Raw genomic sequence first — 16,707 nt, 5'->3', positions numbered from 1 at the left:
GCTCCAGAGAACTACGAGGAGGATGAATATGGCAATTGTCGTAAATTTAGATGTTATGATGGCAAAAAGAAAGACATCACTGTCAGAACTGGCAATTCGGGTGGGAATCACAAATGCAAATCTATCTATATTAAAGACTTCTAAAGCAAAGGCCATTAGATTTAGTACATTAGAAGCTATTTGTAGAGAACTGAATTGCCAACCAGGGGATATACTTGAATATAAGGAAGAGTATTAAAATAAGGAAGAGTATTAGAATAATGGGGGGAATTATAATGGAGAAAGAGCATGTGCAAGCTATTATTATAAAAGACAATATGCTGCTTATGGCATATGGCTATAAAGAGAATAAGCAACCAATTAATTTTTTCGTTAGAGGAGAAATTAATGAAGGGGAAACTGCTAATAATGCAATTGCTCGTGAGATTGCAGAGCAAATAAATGTGCCTTATAAAGTTATTCTTAAATTTAATAAAGAGTTATGTTCAGACACATCAACTTACTTAATTAGTATAGAAAATCCGAATGATAAGTTTGATATTTCAACCAAAGAAACTAAAAAATCTTTAGGTGATTTAAAAATGGAAGGTCTTCAATGGATTCATTTATCTGAAAAAGAAAAATTCCATAGAATTGATATAAGTTATTTAAGACTTTTATTAGAAGAATGTATAGAGCAAGATTACAGTGGAGATTGGCTAAAATCAGTTGAAAAGTTAGTGTTTTCATATCCAAATTATAAGTATGACAATATGCAACTATTAAAGAAAAAACGTAAAAAAGAAGTAAAAAACATAGATTCTCAAATTAGCATGAATGAAAAAATGCTTACTATAGTCATTGCTCTTATTTTATCAATAATATATGAAATATTTTTTACTGGCAAACAAGCTGGTATTTCTATTCCTATTTTTTATGTTATGTTCATGGGTTTTTTCTTATGGAGTGTTCGGGGAAAGGTTTGGTTTAAAAAAAGTATTGGGTTTGGATTGATTATTCCTACTTTGTTAATTGCATTAAATTACTCTATTCATTCAAATTATGTTTTGAATTTTTTTAATGGGATTATGATATTAGTACTTACTGCGGTAAGTACAGTATTAATTAGGTATGAGAACATAAAGTGGGATAATATATATATAATAAAAAGAGTATTTAGCAGAACTTCTAAATCTATTGCAGAAAATGCTTATAAGCCTTTCATTTTTATAAAAGGTAATATAACTAGAAAAAACAAAAAAGAACTAAGTTCTACAAATAAAAATATCTTAAGGGGAGTAATTATTTCTATACCTTTATTAATTGTAATTTTAGTTTTATTAACATCAGCGGATATGGTATTCAAAAGCTATGTAAGTAATTTTTCAATCGGATTTGAGAATATAAGCTTAGGAAAAATTATAAATCATTTAATGGTTATTATCATAGCTTTCATTATTATCTTTTCATATATATGGAGTTTTAAATATACCTGCGACGAAGGTGAGAATACCAGGAAGGATATACAATGGGAGCCGGTTACTATTTTAACAATTATTTTTATGATAAATATAGTATATCTTTTATTTTCAATAGTGCAGTTTTCATATCTTTATGGTGGTGGGAATAATTTTATTCCACAAGAATTCACTTACTCAGAATATGCAAGAAAAGGATTTTTTGAGCTTGTGGCTGTTACAATAATTAATTTTACTATATTGCTCACCAGTATGAAATTTATTAAAAAAGATAATAAAACAATAAATAATGTATCTAATATATTCTTAACAATACTTGTAGCCTTTACTTTTAACATGCTATTTTCAGCTCATTATAAGATGTCATTATATGAACAAACCTATGGATTTACTTATTTAAGAATTTTCGTTCATATATTTATGCTAATGCTATTTATGTTATTTATAGTGGCATTAATAGGGATTTGGAAAAGGAACATGCCACTTAATAAGGCAATAATCGTAATTGGTTTAAGCATGTTTATATTAGTAAATTACATTAATGTAGATAAAATAATTGCGAGTAAGAACATAGACATATATTATGAAACTCAGAAAATTGATGTGCAATATTTAAGGTCTTTATCCTATGATGTTATTCCAGAGATATTAAAGCTAAAAGATGACTCTAACCCAGAGGTTGCGAAAGAAGTTAATAATTATTTAGAAGATGTGAAGAAAGATTTATCACAAGGGTACTTCTGGTATGAATTTAACTATTCTAAATATAGGGCTATGAAAATTATAGATCAAAATTAGCTAAAATTTAAAAATCGGTTTGAACTTATTAGTCAATTTGGGGTGAGGGTAAGATATGATTTACAAACGGAACAGGTTATTGTATTTAGTTATGATAATTATTGTAATTATTTTAGGGTTAGGGTCAAGAAAGCTGGCGAATGTACTACCAGCTTTCTTGAATATATATTTGGGTGATGCGCTGTGGGCGTTAATGATTTTTATTGGATTTGGATTTGTTTTTAAAGAGAGTGGAACAAAGACAGTTGCATTAATAGGAATATCATTTTGCTATCTTATTGAATTGAGCCAATTATACCATGCTAACTGGATAGATAATATAAGAAAAACAACTTTAGGTGGATTGGTATTAGGATATGTATTTTCCTGGAGTGATTTATTAGGGTATGCTATAGGAACTTCAGTGGGTGTAATTATTGATATTCTATGGAGAGTAATTCAAAGACGGAGGGAAGAAAAACCTTCAGAGGTAAGCTAAGATCTTTTAGATTTCTAATTCATTAATTTCTAATAAATTGTTTAATATAGCGTAAGCATAAAGAAAACCAAGCATACAAGTATATCTATTTGTATGCTATAATTTTAGGTAAAAGAGGAAGTCTGGAGGAGAGAATATGGAGAATAACACTAGATTTGAAATAATAACTAAAGACAGATTAGGAATAACTGTAACGATATTAGAGAAAATTTATAAGGCAGCAATAAACCTCCTTTCCGTAGAAGTGTTTCCTAAAAAGATTTGTGTTAAAATGCAAAATATTGATTACGCTGAGAAGGAAGCATTAAAAAAGCAGCTTATTGCAATAGAAGATGTTATTATGGTAAATGAAATGGACTTACTTAATTATGAAGAGAATGAAAGAAAGCTTTTGGCTATTTTAGATTCAGTAGATGAAGGAATAATGGTTATAAATAAAAAATTTCAAATAGATATTTTCAATAATTATTGCGAAAAAGTATTTCATTGTAAAAAAGATGAGGTTATAGGCACTGATATTAGGAAGTTAATAGGTGGGGATGCCCCAGCTGTGGAACTTATAAATAGTGGGGTAAAGTATGACAATGTGGAAGTGAATGTTGAAACAGAAAGAGGAGAAGTACATTACCTAACTACAGGAAGACCAATTGTAGATGATAATAATATTACCGTAGCTGCAGTTGCCTCTATTAAAGATATTCATAAAGCCATAGAAATTGCAAATGTTATCGCTGGAACTACTGAAGGTGCATTTAAAGAAATTGTAGGAAATAGCAATAAGATTGAGTTTGTGAAAAAAATAGTTGAAACTGTAGCTAAGAGAGATTCTACTATACTCTTTAGAGGTGAAAGTGGTACCGGAAAGGAGCTATTTGCAAAGGCAATTCAGAGTTTAAGTAGTAGGAAAAACAAACCATTTGTAATTATAAATTGTGCGGCCCTACCAGATAATTTAATAGAAAGCGAGCTATTTGGGTATGTAAAGGGTAGCTTTACAGGGGCCATGAATAGCGGAAAAGAAGGTCTTTTTAAAGAGGCAGATGGTGGAACCTTGTTCTTAGACGAAATAGGAGAACTGTCTATAGTGCTGCAAGCAAAGCTTTTAAGGGTCCTTCAAGAAGGAGTTATTAGAAAAATTGGTAGTACAAAAGAAGAGAAGGTAAATGTAAGAATTATTGCAGCTACTAATAGAAATTTGGAAGAGATGCTTTTGCATGGAAAATTTAGAGAAGATTTATATTATAGATTAAATGTCATTCCAATAGTTATTCCACCCCTCAGAGATAGGTTAGAGGATATTTCATCCTTAGTTACATTGTTTATTTCTAAATTTAATAAAAGATTAAACAAAGATATAAAGGGCGCAGAAGTTTCTTTTATAAATAAATTACTGGCATATAATTGGCCAGGTAATATACGTGAACTACAAAATGTAATTGAGAGGGCTATGAATTTGTGTGATGGACAATATATATCTTCTCAGAATCTTATTATGGATATAGGGGTCGCACGTGTGGAAGAAAATAAAATTGATTTGGATGTGCATAGTGATTTATTGCTTAAAGAAGTGGTGGAAATTTGTGAAAAACAGGCTATAATAAATGCACTATCTAAAAATAAAAGCTTGAGAAAAACTGCAAAGGAATTAGGGGTTTCACACACCACTATTATAAATAAAATTAAAAAATATAAAATACATGAATGCTAAATTTAAGTAAAAGTGTAAAATATTATTTCCAAATGGAAATAATATTTTACACTTTTACTTCGCTTGTGGTTATAAAAAATTCCACTGCATTAAATAAAATACAATCCATGTTTTTTATAGTATTAATTTAATTCCCATTTTCTCAATATTAATATTAGAAATTATATAGAAACATTTAGTTAAACCCCATAGGTACATTCTATAGATAAAAAGCTATTTATTTTCATATGTTTAAAGAATTTTATAATATGAATTAAAAAGGCATTTACTATAAAGTGGCAGCATTATTGCTTATATATTTATATAAAGTAATAATCACTTTAGGAGGAATTATAATGAGTACAGAACATTTACGTAATAGTGGATTCGCAACTAAAGCAATACATGGTGGAAATAAGAAGGATCAATACGGCTCACTAGCTACTCCAATACATCAAACAGCTACCTTTGTTTTTGATTCAGCTGAGCAAGGTGGAAGAAGATTCGCAGGAGAAGAAGAAGGATATATATATACAAGACTTGGTAATCCTACTAATACAGTACTCGAAGAAAAGTTGGCAATGCTTGAAGGTGGAGAAGCATGTATGTCTATGGCATCGGGTATAGGGGCTATATCTTCAGCTATGTGGACAGCATTAAAGGCTGGAGATCATGTAGTCGCAGCACAAACTATTTATGGTTGTACTCATGCGTTTTTGGCTCATGGTATTTCTAGATATGGCGTTGAAGTTACTTTTGTTGATGCTTCTAATTTAGAAGAGGTTAAAAATGCTATGAAAGAAAATACAAGGGTTATTTTCTTAGAAACACCTGCAAATCCAACATTACTTATAACAGATATTCAGGAAATATCAAAGCTTGCTCACGCGCGAGAAAATTGTATAGTAATGGTTGATAACACATTTAGTACTCCATACATACAAAGACCATTAGAGCTAGGTGCAGACGTTGTAATACACTCTGGAACTAAATTTATAAATGGACATGGTGACGTAATTTCTGGTTTTGCTGTTGGATCTAAAGCATTTATTGATCAAGTTAGATTATTTGGTGTTAAGGATATGACAGGATCTTGCTTAAGTCCTTTTGATGCATTTTTAATTATAAGAGGAATGAAAACATTAGAAATAAGAATGGAAAGACACTGCCAAAATGCAATGGCTGTAGCTGAATTTTTAGAAGCTCATCCAGCAGTAGAAAATGTATATTTCCCGGGACTTAAAAGTTTCTCTCAATATGCACTGGCAAAAAAACAAATGAATCTTCCAGGAGCTATTATTGCTTTTGAAATAAAGGGTGGAATTGAGGAAGGTAAAAAAGTTTTAAATTCAACTCAGCTTTGCAGTATAGCTGTTAGTTTAGGGGATGCTGAAACACTTATTGAGCATCCAGCTTCAATGACTCATTCACCATATTCACAGGAGGAAAGATTAGAGGCTGGTATAACCGATGGTTTAATAAGACTAGCAGTAGGTCTTGAAAATGTTGAAGATATTATTGCTGATTTGGATCAAGCTCTAAATTTAATTCTTAAATAGAAATTCTATAATAAATCAAAAAGATTATCTATATTTAGTATATAGATAATCTTTTTTTCATGAATTTGATTAATTAATAAATTACTATTTTTAGGCTAAATTTAAAAACTGTTTAATTCTTGGATGTTTAGGAATAGAGAATAATAATTCGGGAGATGAGGTTTCTAGTATTTCCCCGTTTTCCATAAAAATAATTCTATCTGAGATTTCCCTTGCAAACTCCATTTCATGGGTTACTACCACCAGTGATATTTTTTCAAGGGCGAGATTTCTTATGACTTTCAAAACTTCACTGGTGAGTTTAGGATCCAATGCAGAAGTTGGTTCATCAAAAAGAATTAACCCCGGATTCATTGCAAGAGCCCTAGCAATAGCAATTCTCTGTTTTTGTCCACCTGAAAGAGTACAAGGATAAGAATCTATTTTATCAAGTAAATCTACTTTTGTGAGCAGTTTTTCTGCGATTTTTATGGCATCTTTTTTATCTATATTATTTACTAAAATGGGAGCTTCAATAATATTCTCTAGAACTGTTTTATGAGGAAATAGATTGAAGTTTTGAAAAACCATACCTATTTTTTTACGTGCATCAATTGCCTCAATATTAACAATTTTCTTTTGAGCGTCTGCAATAGCTATGCCATTAAATTCAATTATGCCGTTATCCATTTGTTCAAGCGAACTTATGCACCTAAGAAGAGTGCTTTTTCCAGAGCCAGAAGGACCAATAATAGATATTACTTCGCCTTCTTTTAAACTTAGGGATACATTCTTTAAAACCTGGTTTTTGTCAAAGCTTTTATTTATATTACTTAGCTTAAGTAAATCCATAGTAGCACCGTCCTTCATTTAGCGGGTTATTCTTGTTTAGTCAGTTCTTATTTATTCGTAAACTGAATACTTTTTTTCTAGCTTTTTAAAAGCCATGACAACAAGTGAGGTAAATATTAAATATATTATTGCAGCAATAAAGAAAGGAGTGATTGTAAAATCTCTAGTCACAATTTCTCTAGCAGCTCTTAGTAAATCCTGTAATCCGATGGCAGCTACTAGAGCCGTATCTTTTATTAGAGTGATTCCCTCATTACAAGTAGGAGGAATTATCCGTTTAAAGGCTTGTGGTAGTATTATTTTTGACATAGTTTGTCTATAATTCATTCCTAATACTTTGGCAGCCTCATATTGACCTTTATCGATGGATTGAATACCAGATCTGAATATTTCAGTAAAATACGCTCCGTAATTCAAAGAAAAGGTAAGAGTTGCTGCAGTAAAAGGAGAAAATTTAATACCGATAATAGGTAATCCGAAATATGTGAAAAAAAGTTGAAGAAGTAAGGGCGTTCCTCTAAAAAACCAAGTATAGATGTCTACAATTTTACCAAGTATTTTTAAATTCGAGACTTTAATTAGTGAACCTATTATTCCAAGAGGTATACAAAAAATTATTGTTGCAAAATACAATTCAATTGTAAAGAGGCTCCCTTTTAAAATATAAGTTGTAATGTCTATATAATTAGCCAAATATAACACTCCATTCCGAAAAAATTCATAATTATTATTTATTGGTAATATCTTTGCCAAACCATTTTTCTGATATAGTATTGGCGGTTCCATCACTTTTAATTTCGCCTAAAAGTTTATCTATTTCTGCAGTAAGGCTTGTATCAGTTTTTCTTATACCTACGCCATAATCTTCTACACCTAAATTTTCATTAAGTACTTTATAATCGCCGGTTTTTTTATTAGTGTAGTATCTTCCAACTACCTCATCAACTATAACAGCATCAATACGACCAGCGTTTAAATCCAGTAGTGCTTCAGTATTGTTTGAGTATTTCTTAACCTCTTTTAATGACTTAGAAAGCGGAGAATCAGAACTTAAAGCACTTTCACTGCTACTACCCATTTGAAGACCTACAGTTTTATCCTTTAAATCAATTTTGCTGGAAATATTTGATTTGTTTTTTACGATAATTATTTGCTTATTTTGAAGGTATACTTTAGAAAAAGCAATTTGTTTTTTTCGCGTGTCTGTTATGGTTAATCCATTCCATATAGCATCAATGTCTTTATTATTTAGACTTAATATAACACCATCCCATTCTACAGGCTTAAAGGTTACTTTTACGCCCATTCGCTTTCCTACTTCTTTTGCCATATCAATGTCAAAGCCTACAATTTCACCACTTTTATCTCTAAATCCCATTGGTGGGAAATTATCATCAAGACCAATTATAAGTTCTTTCTTTTCTTTTATATCTTTTAATGAAGTATCTGTGGTGTTTTTGCTACCACAGGCAGTTAAAATAATACTTGCAAACATTGCCACTATTAGTACTTTTAATTTAATTTTCATATTAACACTCCTTTTTTTCTTTTGTACAAGCTATAAATTCTATAAATATCATTTTACTTTAACGCGTTAACTTTGTAAAGTAAAAAATCGAAAATAAATCTAAATATGATAATGAAATCGATTTTTCGACAATTAATTTAAATTATTAAGATACAAAGACGTTTAAAAATTTTATTAATAGATTTGGAATAGCATATTAGTATAAATCTCTCTTCTGGTGGAAAATATAAAGAAGAAAGGGGAGTGTTTTAAATGACTGTAAATAAGAAACTTACTAACGAACAATTGTCTTCAGTAGGAATTAAGAGAACAGATAACGACAAAGATATGCGTACCAAAGATGTGAATATTGAAAATCACGAACAAGTAAAAAAGAAAAACAAATAAATACCTCTTCATTTTATCCTATACCAATAAGAATAAATTTCTTATTATATACACTTGACAGTAAAATCACAAAGTGCTATTCTTAAGTTGAAAATTAAATAGATCCTTCAGGGTAGGTGAGATTCCTAACCGGCGGTATAGCCCGCGAGCCGAAAGGTAGATCTGGTAGAATTCCAGAGCCGACAGTAAAGTCTGGATGAGAGAAGGAGAATAATGATAGATATAAAAGGTTTTAATTTATTAACTATGTAAATAGTTGTGAAGATGCTTTTGTATTTTGATATTAAATATATTCAGCTTATTAAGCCCTGAAAACATTGTTTTCAGGGCTTTTATTAATTTATATGATTTTATTCCATGAAAATTATGCATACTAAGAAAAGAAAAACTATGAAGACTACACTACAATTATAGAATTAGGGGTGGTATATTGGACAATTATTATATGAAAAGAGCACTTGAATTATCTAAAAAAGCAGTAGGGTTTGTAAATCCTAATCCACTAGTGGGTGCTGTTATTGTAAAAGATAATAGAATAATCGGTGAAGGCTATCATGAATATTTTGGTGGACCACATGCAGAAGTCAACGCTTTTGCAAATGCAAAAGAAAATGCTTTTAAAAATGCCGCCTGCGATGTAGAAGGGGCAACCATGTACGTAACTTTGGAGCCTTGCTCTCACTATGGTAAAACGCCACCTTGTGCTGATGCTATAGTGAAAAATAAAATATCAAAAGTGGTAATTGGAATGATAGACCCTAACCCACTGGTTGCAGGTAGAGGCATAGAAATTCTTAGAAAGAACGGTATAGAAGTGATTACAGGCATAATGGATACAGAAATAATGAAAACAAATGAAATTTTTATAAAGTACATAACAGAGAAACAACCTTTTTGTATTATGAAAACTGCTATGACTCTAGACGGAAAAATAGCAACCTCTACCGGTGATTCAAAGTGGATAAGTAATGAAAAATCTAGAGCCTATGTGCATGAATTAAGGCAAATGGTAACAGGAATTATGGTGGGGATTGGAACTGTTTTAAAAGATGACCCAGAGCTAACTACAAGAAGAGAGGGTTTACTTAGCTTAAATCCCACTAGAATAATTATAGATAGTAGGGCAAGAATACCCTTAGAGGCAAAGGTATTAAAATGTGATGAAAAAACAAAAACTATTATCGTTACAACAGAATTCGCTGATAAGAGTAAAATCGAAGCTATAAAACAAAAGGGTGCAGAAGTTATTGTAACTCAGAGTAAAAATAATTGGGTAGATTTGAAGCATTTAATGACTGTACTAGGTGAAATGGGAATAGATAGTATACTACTCGAGGGTGGAAGCACTTTAAATTATTCTGCAATAGAGGCCGGTGTAGTTGATAAAATAATTACTTTTATAGCTCCCCAAATATTTGGAGGAACTTCTGGCAAAACCAGCGTAGGAGGCAAGGGAATAGAATATGTGAAAGATTCTATTAAACTTTTGGATACTGAAGTAACTAAATTTGATGAAGACATTATGATAGAGGGTTATATCAAAAAAGTTTAAAGCTGGAATAGCAATTATAGAGGAGGTGTAAAAATGTTTACTGGCTTGATTGAGGAAATTGGGGAGATAAAGTCAATTGAAAAAGGTGTTAAGTCCGCGAGAATTACAATAAAAGCTACAAAAATTATTGAAGGCACAAAGATTGGAGATAGTATTAATACCAATGGAGTTTGTCTTACTGTAACAGAATTTAATAAAAATAGCTTTAGTGTAGATGTAATGGCAGAAACTATAAGAAGCAGTAATTTGGGGAAATTGAAACCTGGTTCCACCGTTAATTTAGAAAGGGCACTTAGGGCTAGTGATAGACTAGGGGGCCATATAGTAAGTGGACATATTGATGGAATCGGAACCATTGTAGAGTTTTATAAAGAAGACAACGCCACTTGGGTGTCTGTAGAAACGACAGTGGAAATATTAAAATATATTGTACATAAAGGTTCAATAACCATTGATGGTATTAGTTTAACTGTAGCATATGTGGATGGAAAAAAATTTAAAGTATCAATTATACCTCATACAAAAGGAGAAACTACACTATTAAATAAGAAAATAGGCGATGAGGTTAATCTTGAAAGTGATATGTTAGCAAAGTATGTTGAAAAATTATTAAAATATGGAGAAGCTCCAAAGGAAAAGAAACCTATAAGTATGGATTATCTTCTGGAAAATGGATTTTAATAAATCTTCTTCACAGCATAAAGCAATAATTAAAAAAATTAAGGGGTGTAGTAATGTTTAAATTTAATACTATTGAGGAAGCACTAGAAGATGTTAAAAATGGAAAAATGATTGTGGTGGTAGATGACGAGGATAGGGAAAATGAAGGAGATATAATAATAGCTGCGGAAAAAGCTACTAAGGAAAACATAAATTTTATGGCTACATATGCCCGTGGGCTTATATGCATGCCAACAACCAAAGAAAGATTAGATAAATTAAATATAAAGCAAATGGTGACAAACAATACTGATGTTCATGGAACAGCATTTACAGTTTCTATTGATGCTATAAGTACTACTACAGGAATATCCGCAGCAGAAAGATCTACTACTATATTAAAGGTTGTAGACCCACAGGCTACCGCAAAGGATTTTAATAGACCAGGACATGTATTTCCTCTAGCAGCAAGAGAGGGTGGAGTGTTAAAAAGGGCTGGACATACTGAAGCTGCAGTTGATATGGCAAGGCTTGCTGGATTATATCCTGCAGGGGTAATTTGTGAAATAATGAATGATGATGGATCAATGGCTAGAGTTCCGCAGCTGATGGAATATGTGAAAAAGCATGATTTAAAAATAATTACTATAGTAGATTTAATTGCTTATAGAAGAAAAACTGAATGCCTTGTAGAGATGGTAACAGAAGCTAAAATGCCAACTAGATATGGAGAATTTAAAATCTATGGATTTGTTAATAAGATAAATGGAGAACATCATGTAGCATTAGTAAAAGGGAAAATAGACAGTAGCAAACCTGTACTTGTTAGGGTACACTCTGAGTGCCTTACTGGAGATGCACTGGGGTCTATGAGATGTGATTGTGGGGAACAATATGATGCAGCCATGAAAGCAATAGCAAAGCAGGAGTGTGGAATTTTGGTTTACATGAGACAGGAAGGACGCGGAATTGGATTAATTAATAAGCTAAAGGCTTATAATCTTCAAGATAGTGGAATGGATACTGCAGAAGCAAATTTAGCTTTAGGATTTCCGGTAGATATGAGAGATTATGGTATAGGAGCTCAGATATTGGAGCTGCTCGGTGCTAAAAAGATAAGAATGATGACTAACAATCCTAAAAAAATAACAGGTATTTCAGGTTATGGTATTGATATAGTTGAAAGAGTGGCTATTGAGATGAATCATAATGAAAGAAATAAGTTTTATTTAGAAACTAAAAAGAAAAAAATGGGACACATACTTAAATTAAAATAAATATAAGTTGTTTATTTTATGAAAATATATCAAAAACTAAAATATCAAAATTAATAGGAGGAATTACAATGAAAACATATGAAGGTAAATTAATATCAGAAGGTTTAAAATTTGGAATTATTATAGCGAGATTTAATGAATTTATAGGTGGAAAATTATTATCAGGAGCACTAGATGGATTAAAACGTCACGGTGTGGAAGAAGATAACATTGAAATTGCATGGGTGCCTGGTGCTTTTGAGATACCATTAGTTGCAAAAAAGATGGCTAAGTCTGGTAATTATGATGGTGTAATATGTTTAGGAGCAGTTATAAGGGGTGCTACATCTCATTATGAATATGTATCTGGTGAAGTTACTAAAGGAATTGCATCTGTATCACTAGAAACAGGAGTTCCAGTTATTTTTGGAGTGCTTACTACTGAAAATATTGAGCAAGCTATTGAAAGATCAGGAACTAAAGCTGGTAATAAGGGCTATGATGCTGCTGTATCCGCAATAGAAATGGCAAATTTATTAAAAGAAATTTAGTGTTTAGCACGTAAAAAAATGAAACATATTGGAGAGTTTAATGTGGGTTACTATATTAAATTCTCCTTTTTTTATTATAATTTACTGAATCTCTTTTTTCATTGACCTTTATATATTAATATTTTATAATTTACTTATATATATACCAATTCTACCTTATAATAGAAGGTGAAAAAATGAAAGATAAAAGGGGTAAGGAGTTGGGCAGCAACAAAAAAATCATAATAAATTTTGATTATTAGAGAAGAGGGAGACAATTGGAAAATAAAATAAAATAAACTTGTATTTACTAACGGGTTTCTTGGGTGCAGGTAAAACCACATTTCTAACGAATGTGCTTAATAATTTATCAGATAAAAATGTTGGGGTGATAATGAACGAATTTGGGAAAATAGGTATAGATGGACAAATTATTAAGAAGGAAGGCATGGAGTTAATTGAAATAAATAAGGGTTCTATATTTTGTTCTTGCCTAAAATTATCTTTTGCACATGCTATGATTGAAATGTCGAAACAATCATTAAAATATTTATTTGTAGAAAGTTCTGGACTTGCAGATCCGTCTAATATTGGAGATGTATTAAGCGGGGTAGAGGTTGTTGTGGGCAATGTTTATGACTATAAAGGAGCCATTTGCCTTGTGGATGCTCTGCATTTTTTAGATCAAATAGAAGATTTGGAAACAGTAGAAAGACAGCTTAAACACTGTCACTTGGTTGTAATTAATAAAACAGATTTAGTTAATGAAGAGACACTTTTTCAGATTAAAAATAGAATTTCAGAAATTAATTCTAAAGTTGAAATTCAAGAATGTAGCTTTGGTGAACTAAGCTATGATTTCTTTAGTCAGGATTTAATGAAAAATCAATGGACAGAAGATGAAGAAACTACTAATACACCTGAAAGCAAACCTAAAAGTTTAAATTTAACTTTTAATGGACAAGTAACTAAAGAAGAACTAACTGAATTTATAAATAGCGTTTCTGAGAAGAGCTATAGAATAAAAGGGTTTTTCAAATTAGAAGATGGCTGGAATCAAGTGGATGTGGTTAATAGGAAAATTGATTTTAAATTATTGAACTTAGAAGAAGGAGAATCTAAACTAGTTTTCATATCAAAGATAGGACCCAATATTATAAAACCAATTATAGATAATTGGAAGTCAATTATAGGACAAGAAATGAAGCTTAGATAATTATTACGTAGTATAAGGGGGTATTGAAAATGGGATTTGGTGATAGTATTTTTACTATTATATTTATTATGATGGGGGCCGCTGCTATTGTTTCTGGCTTGAATTTTGAGAAAAAGCAAGGTCAAAATTTTAGAGGTGAAAACAAAGCAGAATATATACAATTAAATAAGCTTGTTTTAATTTCAATGGGAGGGATGATTTTATTTGGAACTTTCCTCGGACAAGGTATACCATCATTTAAAGATATAATAACAAATATAACAATGGGAAGTTTATTAATAATATGGATTAGTTATTCAGTAATATCTAAGAAAAAATTCTCAAAGAAAAAATAATTGAATTTAATGATTGCTATTGAGTTGATTTCACTTTTATGTATATATATGATATAATATCCTTAATATAGTAATAATTAATAATCATGAGAGGATGATTTTAAATGGGGATGGAAAGTATGTTTACTATCATATCTATTGTATTTATTGTGACAGGTGTGGTGAGTATTATAGCTGGCTTGAATTTTGATAACCAATATCGAAAGGAATATAAGGGTGCTAATAAAGCTGAGTATATAAAACTAAATAAGCTTGCTTTAATTTCTATGGGTGGGATAATGTTATTTGGGACTTTCCTTGGGCTATGGTTACCAGCCTTTAAGATGAATATAATATTTATATCATCTGTATGTGTGGTTTCAATATCGATTATTTATTCAATGATATCTAGAAAAAAATTTTCTAATAAAAAGGAATCAGAATAGAAGCTTTTACTTCTATTCTGATTCATTTTTAATTTAAAGCAAAAATCTTAGGGCTGACATACTTTATTTCTCCCCGAATGTTTAGCAGAATATAATGCATTATCGGCCTCTCTAATAAGATCTTCCAAATCGAATACATTGTCAGGGTAAGTAGCAGCACCTATAGAAACAGAAATATTAATTTTAATTTCATCAGATATAATAAATTTATGGGTTTCTACAGCTACTCTTAATCGTTCTGCGACTTCTATGGCTTGAAGGCTTGGACAATCAGGTAATATAACAGAAAATTCTTCGCCACCAATTCTAGATACAATATCAAAACTTCTACAAAAGGTAGAAAATATAATTCCTAATTGCTGTAATACAGAATCACCGGCTAAATGACCATAAGTATCATTTACCTTTTTAAAAAAATCTATGTCGATGATTAAAATAGACAAACGCTCATTTTTATTTTTAACATTCACAAAAGATTCGTTTAGTGAATTATCAAATTGTCTAACGTTATTTAGACCAGTAAGAAAATCTATAGTTGATTCCTGTTCTAATCTATTAAGTAAATTAATTGAAGTATTCATGTAATTGGATATATAGTAGGCTAGAATTCCAATAATAAAAGAGCCAAGCCAAAAGTAAACAAGGGTCTGACGAAGTAATATTACATTTTTAATAATTAATAAAAACGAACTGGTAATAATTAACGAGCTCACAAAGTTCATATAGACCCATTTTTTAAATTGATTTAGTTTTAATTTTGATAGCAGTGCACATGCAATAGCCATATTAAACATGTTGATAGATGCTATAATTGCAGGAGTACTTACACCAAAATAGATTATTCTAAATATAGCAATGGTGATTCCAGTAATAATTGAAGCAAATCCACCACCATAAAGAGCGGCGAGGAGTATTGCAATATGACGAAAATCCATAATAACGTTAGGGGTAACTTGAATAGTAAATAACATTAAGATAACTCCTAGTATACCTTGTGTCAATCCGAATAAAAATTTATTTTTATAGGACACTGATAAGTTAAGAAAATTTCTTTTAAATATCTGACTACTTAAAAAAATAAAGGAAATTAGTATTGTAGCATTAACAAATAAATCCGAAAGCATTTGAGAACTCCTTTCAAAACAAAATATACTATATTATGACAATTATGATAAAAAAACTACTATATAATAATATTATATAGTAGTTTTTTTTGCAAATCAAAGGTTATTTGGTAGAAAAAAGAATAATAAGTAAAAATATTATATTTCGATGTGTTCTGGGCGTAGCTTATATACCACATCTTTTCTTTCTAGCATTATATTAATTTTTTCTTTTAATTCATCATCCCCTAAAATCATTAGTAGCAGTTCTTTAGTAGGGTTTATTGCTGTGGGGTTACTAATTGACTTTAACATAGTGTAATCCCCAGACGTATCTCCATAAGCATAACTTTGGTCCAAATCAATATTATATCTACTAACAAAGTTTTCTATGGCAGTTTGTTTACTAGCACTATCCCACATGGGTATAATGTCACCAGTGTAAATATCATTTTCATTCAATATATACTTTGTTCCTATATAATCATCAAAACCGTATTTTATAGACATTTCGCGTACAAGTTCAATGGGGCTACCTGATATAGTAATAATTATATGACCTTGGTCTTTATGCCATTTAATTCTATCACGGGTGTAGGTATAAACTCTATCTCCCTTTTGCTTGATAATTTGGCTCGCAATAAATTCAATTTGAGTTCTATGAAGTCCAATTATGGCTTCACTATAAATATCAGCCATCTTAAGCAAATAATTGTCATAATTTCCTATTCGCTTATCCCATTTAACATAAAAGGGTTTTACTTCTTTGTACCATCTATCATTTTCTATTAGTTCGCTTTTGATTAATTTTTTAAATACTTCTGTAATTAAACCTTCCCTATAGAGAGTACCATCAATATCAAAGAAAGCAGCTATTCTTTTTTCCAAAGGGGTCACCTCCAATA

The 16,707-nt window shown here is 30.6% G+C and carries 18 protein-coding genes and 1 riboswitch; of the genes, 13 read left to right on the top strand and 5 right to left on the bottom strand.

Going from position 1 to position 16,707, the window contains the following annotated elements:
• Positions 1-28: 28 nt before the first annotated feature.
• The 5 genes from G9F72_RS20855 (at position 29) to megL (ending at position 5,979) form a co-directional block, all read left to right on the top strand.
• On the top strand, positions 29-238 hold the full coding sequence (locus G9F72_RS20855; RefSeq protein WP_164957659.1) for a helix-turn-helix domain-containing protein: 210 nt from the start codon (positions 29-31) through the stop codon (positions 236-238).
• A gap of 37 nt (positions 239-275) precedes the next feature.
• Positions 276-2,255 (top strand): DUF4153 domain-containing protein, encoded by a 1,980-nt coding sequence (locus G9F72_RS20850; protein WP_164957660.1) that lies wholly within the window; start codon positions 276-278, stop codon positions 2,253-2,255.
• Positions 2,256-2,310: 55 nt separating this feature from the next.
• Positions 2,311-2,733 (top strand): DUF2809 domain-containing protein, encoded by a 423-nt coding sequence (locus G9F72_RS20845; protein WP_164957661.1) that lies wholly within the window; start codon positions 2,311-2,313, stop codon positions 2,731-2,733.
• A 136-nt stretch (positions 2,734-2,869) separates the two neighbouring features.
• A complete protein-coding gene (locus G9F72_RS20840; protein ID WP_164957662.1) occupies positions 2,870-4,441 on the top strand; it encodes a sigma 54-interacting transcriptional regulator in 1,572 nt (523 codons plus the stop codon).
• A gap of 335 nt (positions 4,442-4,776) precedes the next feature.
• The gene (megL, locus tag G9F72_RS20835; protein WP_164957663.1) at positions 4,777-5,979 is read left to right on the top strand and encodes a methionine gamma-lyase; all 1,203 of its coding nucleotides are present in this window, start codon (positions 4,777-4,779) and stop codon (positions 5,977-5,979) included.
• Between the two features lie 90 nt (positions 5,980-6,069).
• Here the strand turns inward: megL and G9F72_RS20830 are convergent, their stop codons facing one another.
• Genes G9F72_RS20830 through G9F72_RS20820 form a run of 3 tightly spaced genes read right to left on the bottom strand, consistent with a single transcriptional unit; the run spans position 6,070 to position 8,338 of the window.
• Positions 6,070-6,810, bottom strand: a complete 741-nt coding sequence (locus tag G9F72_RS20830; protein WP_164957664.1) for an amino acid ABC transporter ATP-binding protein — start codon at positions 6,808-6,810, stop codon at positions 6,070-6,072.
• 51 nt (positions 6,811-6,861) lie between these two features.
• Entirely contained in the window at positions 6,862-7,503 is a 642-nt protein-coding gene (locus G9F72_RS20825) for an amino acid ABC transporter permease (RefSeq protein WP_164957665.1), read from the bottom strand.
• A gap of 34 nt (positions 7,504-7,537) precedes the next feature.
• A complete protein-coding gene (locus G9F72_RS20820) occupies positions 7,538-8,338 on the bottom strand; it encodes an amino acid ABC transporter substrate-binding protein (RefSeq protein WP_164957666.1) in 801 nt (266 codons plus the stop codon).
• Positions 8,339-8,590: 252 nt separating this feature from the next.
• On the opposite strand from G9F72_RS20820, the gene G9F72_RS27230 reads away from it, so the two are divergent.
• From G9F72_RS27230 to G9F72_RS20785, 8 genes are all read left to right on the top strand, one after another.
• Positions 8,591-8,725, top strand: coding sequence for a hypothetical protein (locus G9F72_RS27230; RefSeq protein ID WP_263487013.1), 135 nt, complete (start codon positions 8,591-8,593; stop codon positions 8,723-8,725).
• A gap of 99 nt (positions 8,726-8,824) precedes the next feature.
• Positions 8,825-8,937: riboswitch (FMN riboswitch) on the top strand.
• 218 nt (positions 8,938-9,155) lie between these two features.
• Complete coding sequence (ribD, locus tag G9F72_RS20815) at positions 9,156-10,277, top strand: bifunctional diaminohydroxyphosphoribosylaminopyrimidine deaminase/5-amino-6-(5-phosphoribosylamino)uracil reductase RibD (RefSeq protein ID WP_164957667.1); 1,122 nt, start codon at positions 9,156-9,158, stop codon at positions 10,275-10,277.
• Positions 10,278-10,310: 33 nt separating this feature from the next.
• A complete protein-coding gene (locus G9F72_RS20810) occupies positions 10,311-10,958 on the top strand; it encodes a riboflavin synthase (RefSeq protein ID WP_164957668.1) in 648 nt (215 codons plus the stop codon).
• Between the two features lie 53 nt (positions 10,959-11,011).
• Positions 11,012-12,214: a bifunctional 3,4-dihydroxy-2-butanone-4-phosphate synthase/GTP cyclohydrolase II gene (locus G9F72_RS20805; protein WP_164957669.1), complete on the top strand. Its 1,203-nt coding sequence runs from the start codon at positions 11,012-11,014 to the stop codon at positions 12,212-12,214.
• 68 nt (positions 12,215-12,282) lie between these two features.
• Positions 12,283-12,744, top strand: coding sequence for a 6,7-dimethyl-8-ribityllumazine synthase (ribE, locus tag G9F72_RS20800; protein ID WP_164957670.1), 462 nt, complete (start codon positions 12,283-12,285; stop codon positions 12,742-12,744).
• A 280-nt stretch (positions 12,745-13,024) separates the two neighbouring features.
• On the top strand, positions 13,025-13,939 hold the full coding sequence (locus G9F72_RS20795; protein WP_263487011.1) for a GTP-binding protein: 915 nt from the start codon (positions 13,025-13,027) through the stop codon (positions 13,937-13,939).
• A 29-nt stretch (positions 13,940-13,968) separates the two neighbouring features.
• The gene (locus tag G9F72_RS20790) at positions 13,969-14,274 is read left to right on the top strand and encodes a hypothetical protein (RefSeq protein WP_164957671.1); all 306 of its coding nucleotides are present in this window, start codon (positions 13,969-13,971) and stop codon (positions 14,272-14,274) included.
• A gap of 104 nt (positions 14,275-14,378) precedes the next feature.
• Positions 14,379-14,699 carry a hypothetical protein gene (locus tag G9F72_RS20785; RefSeq protein WP_224676200.1) on the top strand — a complete coding sequence of 107 codons (321 nt, stop codon included), beginning with the start codon at positions 14,379-14,381 and terminating at the stop codon, positions 14,697-14,699.
• Positions 14,700-14,746: 47 nt separating this feature from the next.
• Here the strand turns inward: G9F72_RS20785 and G9F72_RS20780 are convergent, their stop codons facing one another.
• Both G9F72_RS20780 and G9F72_RS20775 read right to left on the bottom strand, forming a co-directional pair.
• Entirely contained in the window at positions 14,747-15,823 is a 1,077-nt protein-coding gene (locus tag G9F72_RS20780) for a GGDEF domain-containing protein (RefSeq protein ID WP_164957673.1), read from the bottom strand.
• 138 nt (positions 15,824-15,961) lie between these two features.
• Positions 15,962-16,690 (bottom strand): HAD-IB family hydrolase, encoded by a 729-nt coding sequence (locus tag G9F72_RS20775; RefSeq protein ID WP_164957674.1) that lies wholly within the window; start codon positions 16,688-16,690, stop codon positions 15,962-15,964.
• Positions 16,691-16,707 lie beyond the last annotated feature (17 nt).

The sequence above is a fragment of the Clostridium estertheticum genome (assembly GCF_011065935.2).
GTDB classification, from domain to species: domain Bacteria; phylum Bacillota; class Clostridia; order Clostridiales; family Clostridiaceae; genus Clostridium_AD; species Clostridium_AD estertheticum_A.
The sequence above is the reverse complement of the archived record's forward strand: the minus strand, read 5'-3'. Positions and strand labels throughout refer to the sequence as shown.

Bases quoted from the DNA above. Each gene is read 5' to 3' on its own strand.
- G9F72_RS20855 (WP_164957659.1), top strand. From the start codon at position 29: ATGGCAATTGTCGTAAATTTAGATGTTATGATGGCAAAAAGAAAGACA.
- G9F72_RS20850 (WP_164957660.1), top strand. From the start codon at position 276: ATGGAGAAAGAGCATGTGCAAGCTATTATTATAAAAGACAATATGCTG.
- G9F72_RS20845 (WP_164957661.1), top strand. From the start codon at position 2,311: ATGATTTACAAACGGAACAGGTTATTGTATTTAGTTATGATAATTATT.
- G9F72_RS20840 (WP_164957662.1), top strand. From the start codon at position 2,870: ATGGAGAATAACACTAGATTTGAAATAATAACTAAAGACAGATTAGGA.
- megL (WP_164957663.1), top strand. From the start codon at position 4,777: ATGAGTACAGAACATTTACGTAATAGTGGATTCGCAACTAAAGCAATA.
- G9F72_RS20830 (WP_164957664.1), bottom strand. From the start codon at position 6,810: ATGGATTTACTTAAGCTAAGTAATATAAATAAAAGCTTTGACAAAAAC.
- G9F72_RS20820 (WP_164957666.1), bottom strand. From the start codon at position 8,338: ATGAAAATTAAATTAAAAGTACTAATAGTGGCAATGTTTGCAAGTATT.
- G9F72_RS27230 (WP_263487013.1), top strand. From the start codon at position 8,591: ATGACTGTAAATAAGAAACTTACTAACGAACAATTGTCTTCAGTAGGA.
- G9F72_RS20810 (WP_164957668.1), top strand. From the start codon at position 10,311: ATGTTTACTGGCTTGATTGAGGAAATTGGGGAGATAAAGTCAATTGAA.
- G9F72_RS20805 (WP_164957669.1), top strand. From the start codon at position 11,012: ATGTTTAAATTTAATACTATTGAGGAAGCACTAGAAGATGTTAAAAAT.
- ribE (WP_164957670.1), top strand. From the start codon at position 12,283: ATGAAAACATATGAAGGTAAATTAATATCAGAAGGTTTAAAATTTGGA.
- G9F72_RS20790 (WP_164957671.1), top strand. From the start codon at position 13,969: ATGGGATTTGGTGATAGTATTTTTACTATTATATTTATTATGATGGGG.
- G9F72_RS20785 (WP_224676200.1), top strand. From the start codon at position 14,379: ATGGGGATGGAAAGTATGTTTACTATCATATCTATTGTATTTATTGTG.
- G9F72_RS20780 (WP_164957673.1), bottom strand. From the start codon at position 15,823: ATGCTTTCGGATTTATTTGTTAATGCTACAATACTAATTTCCTTTATT.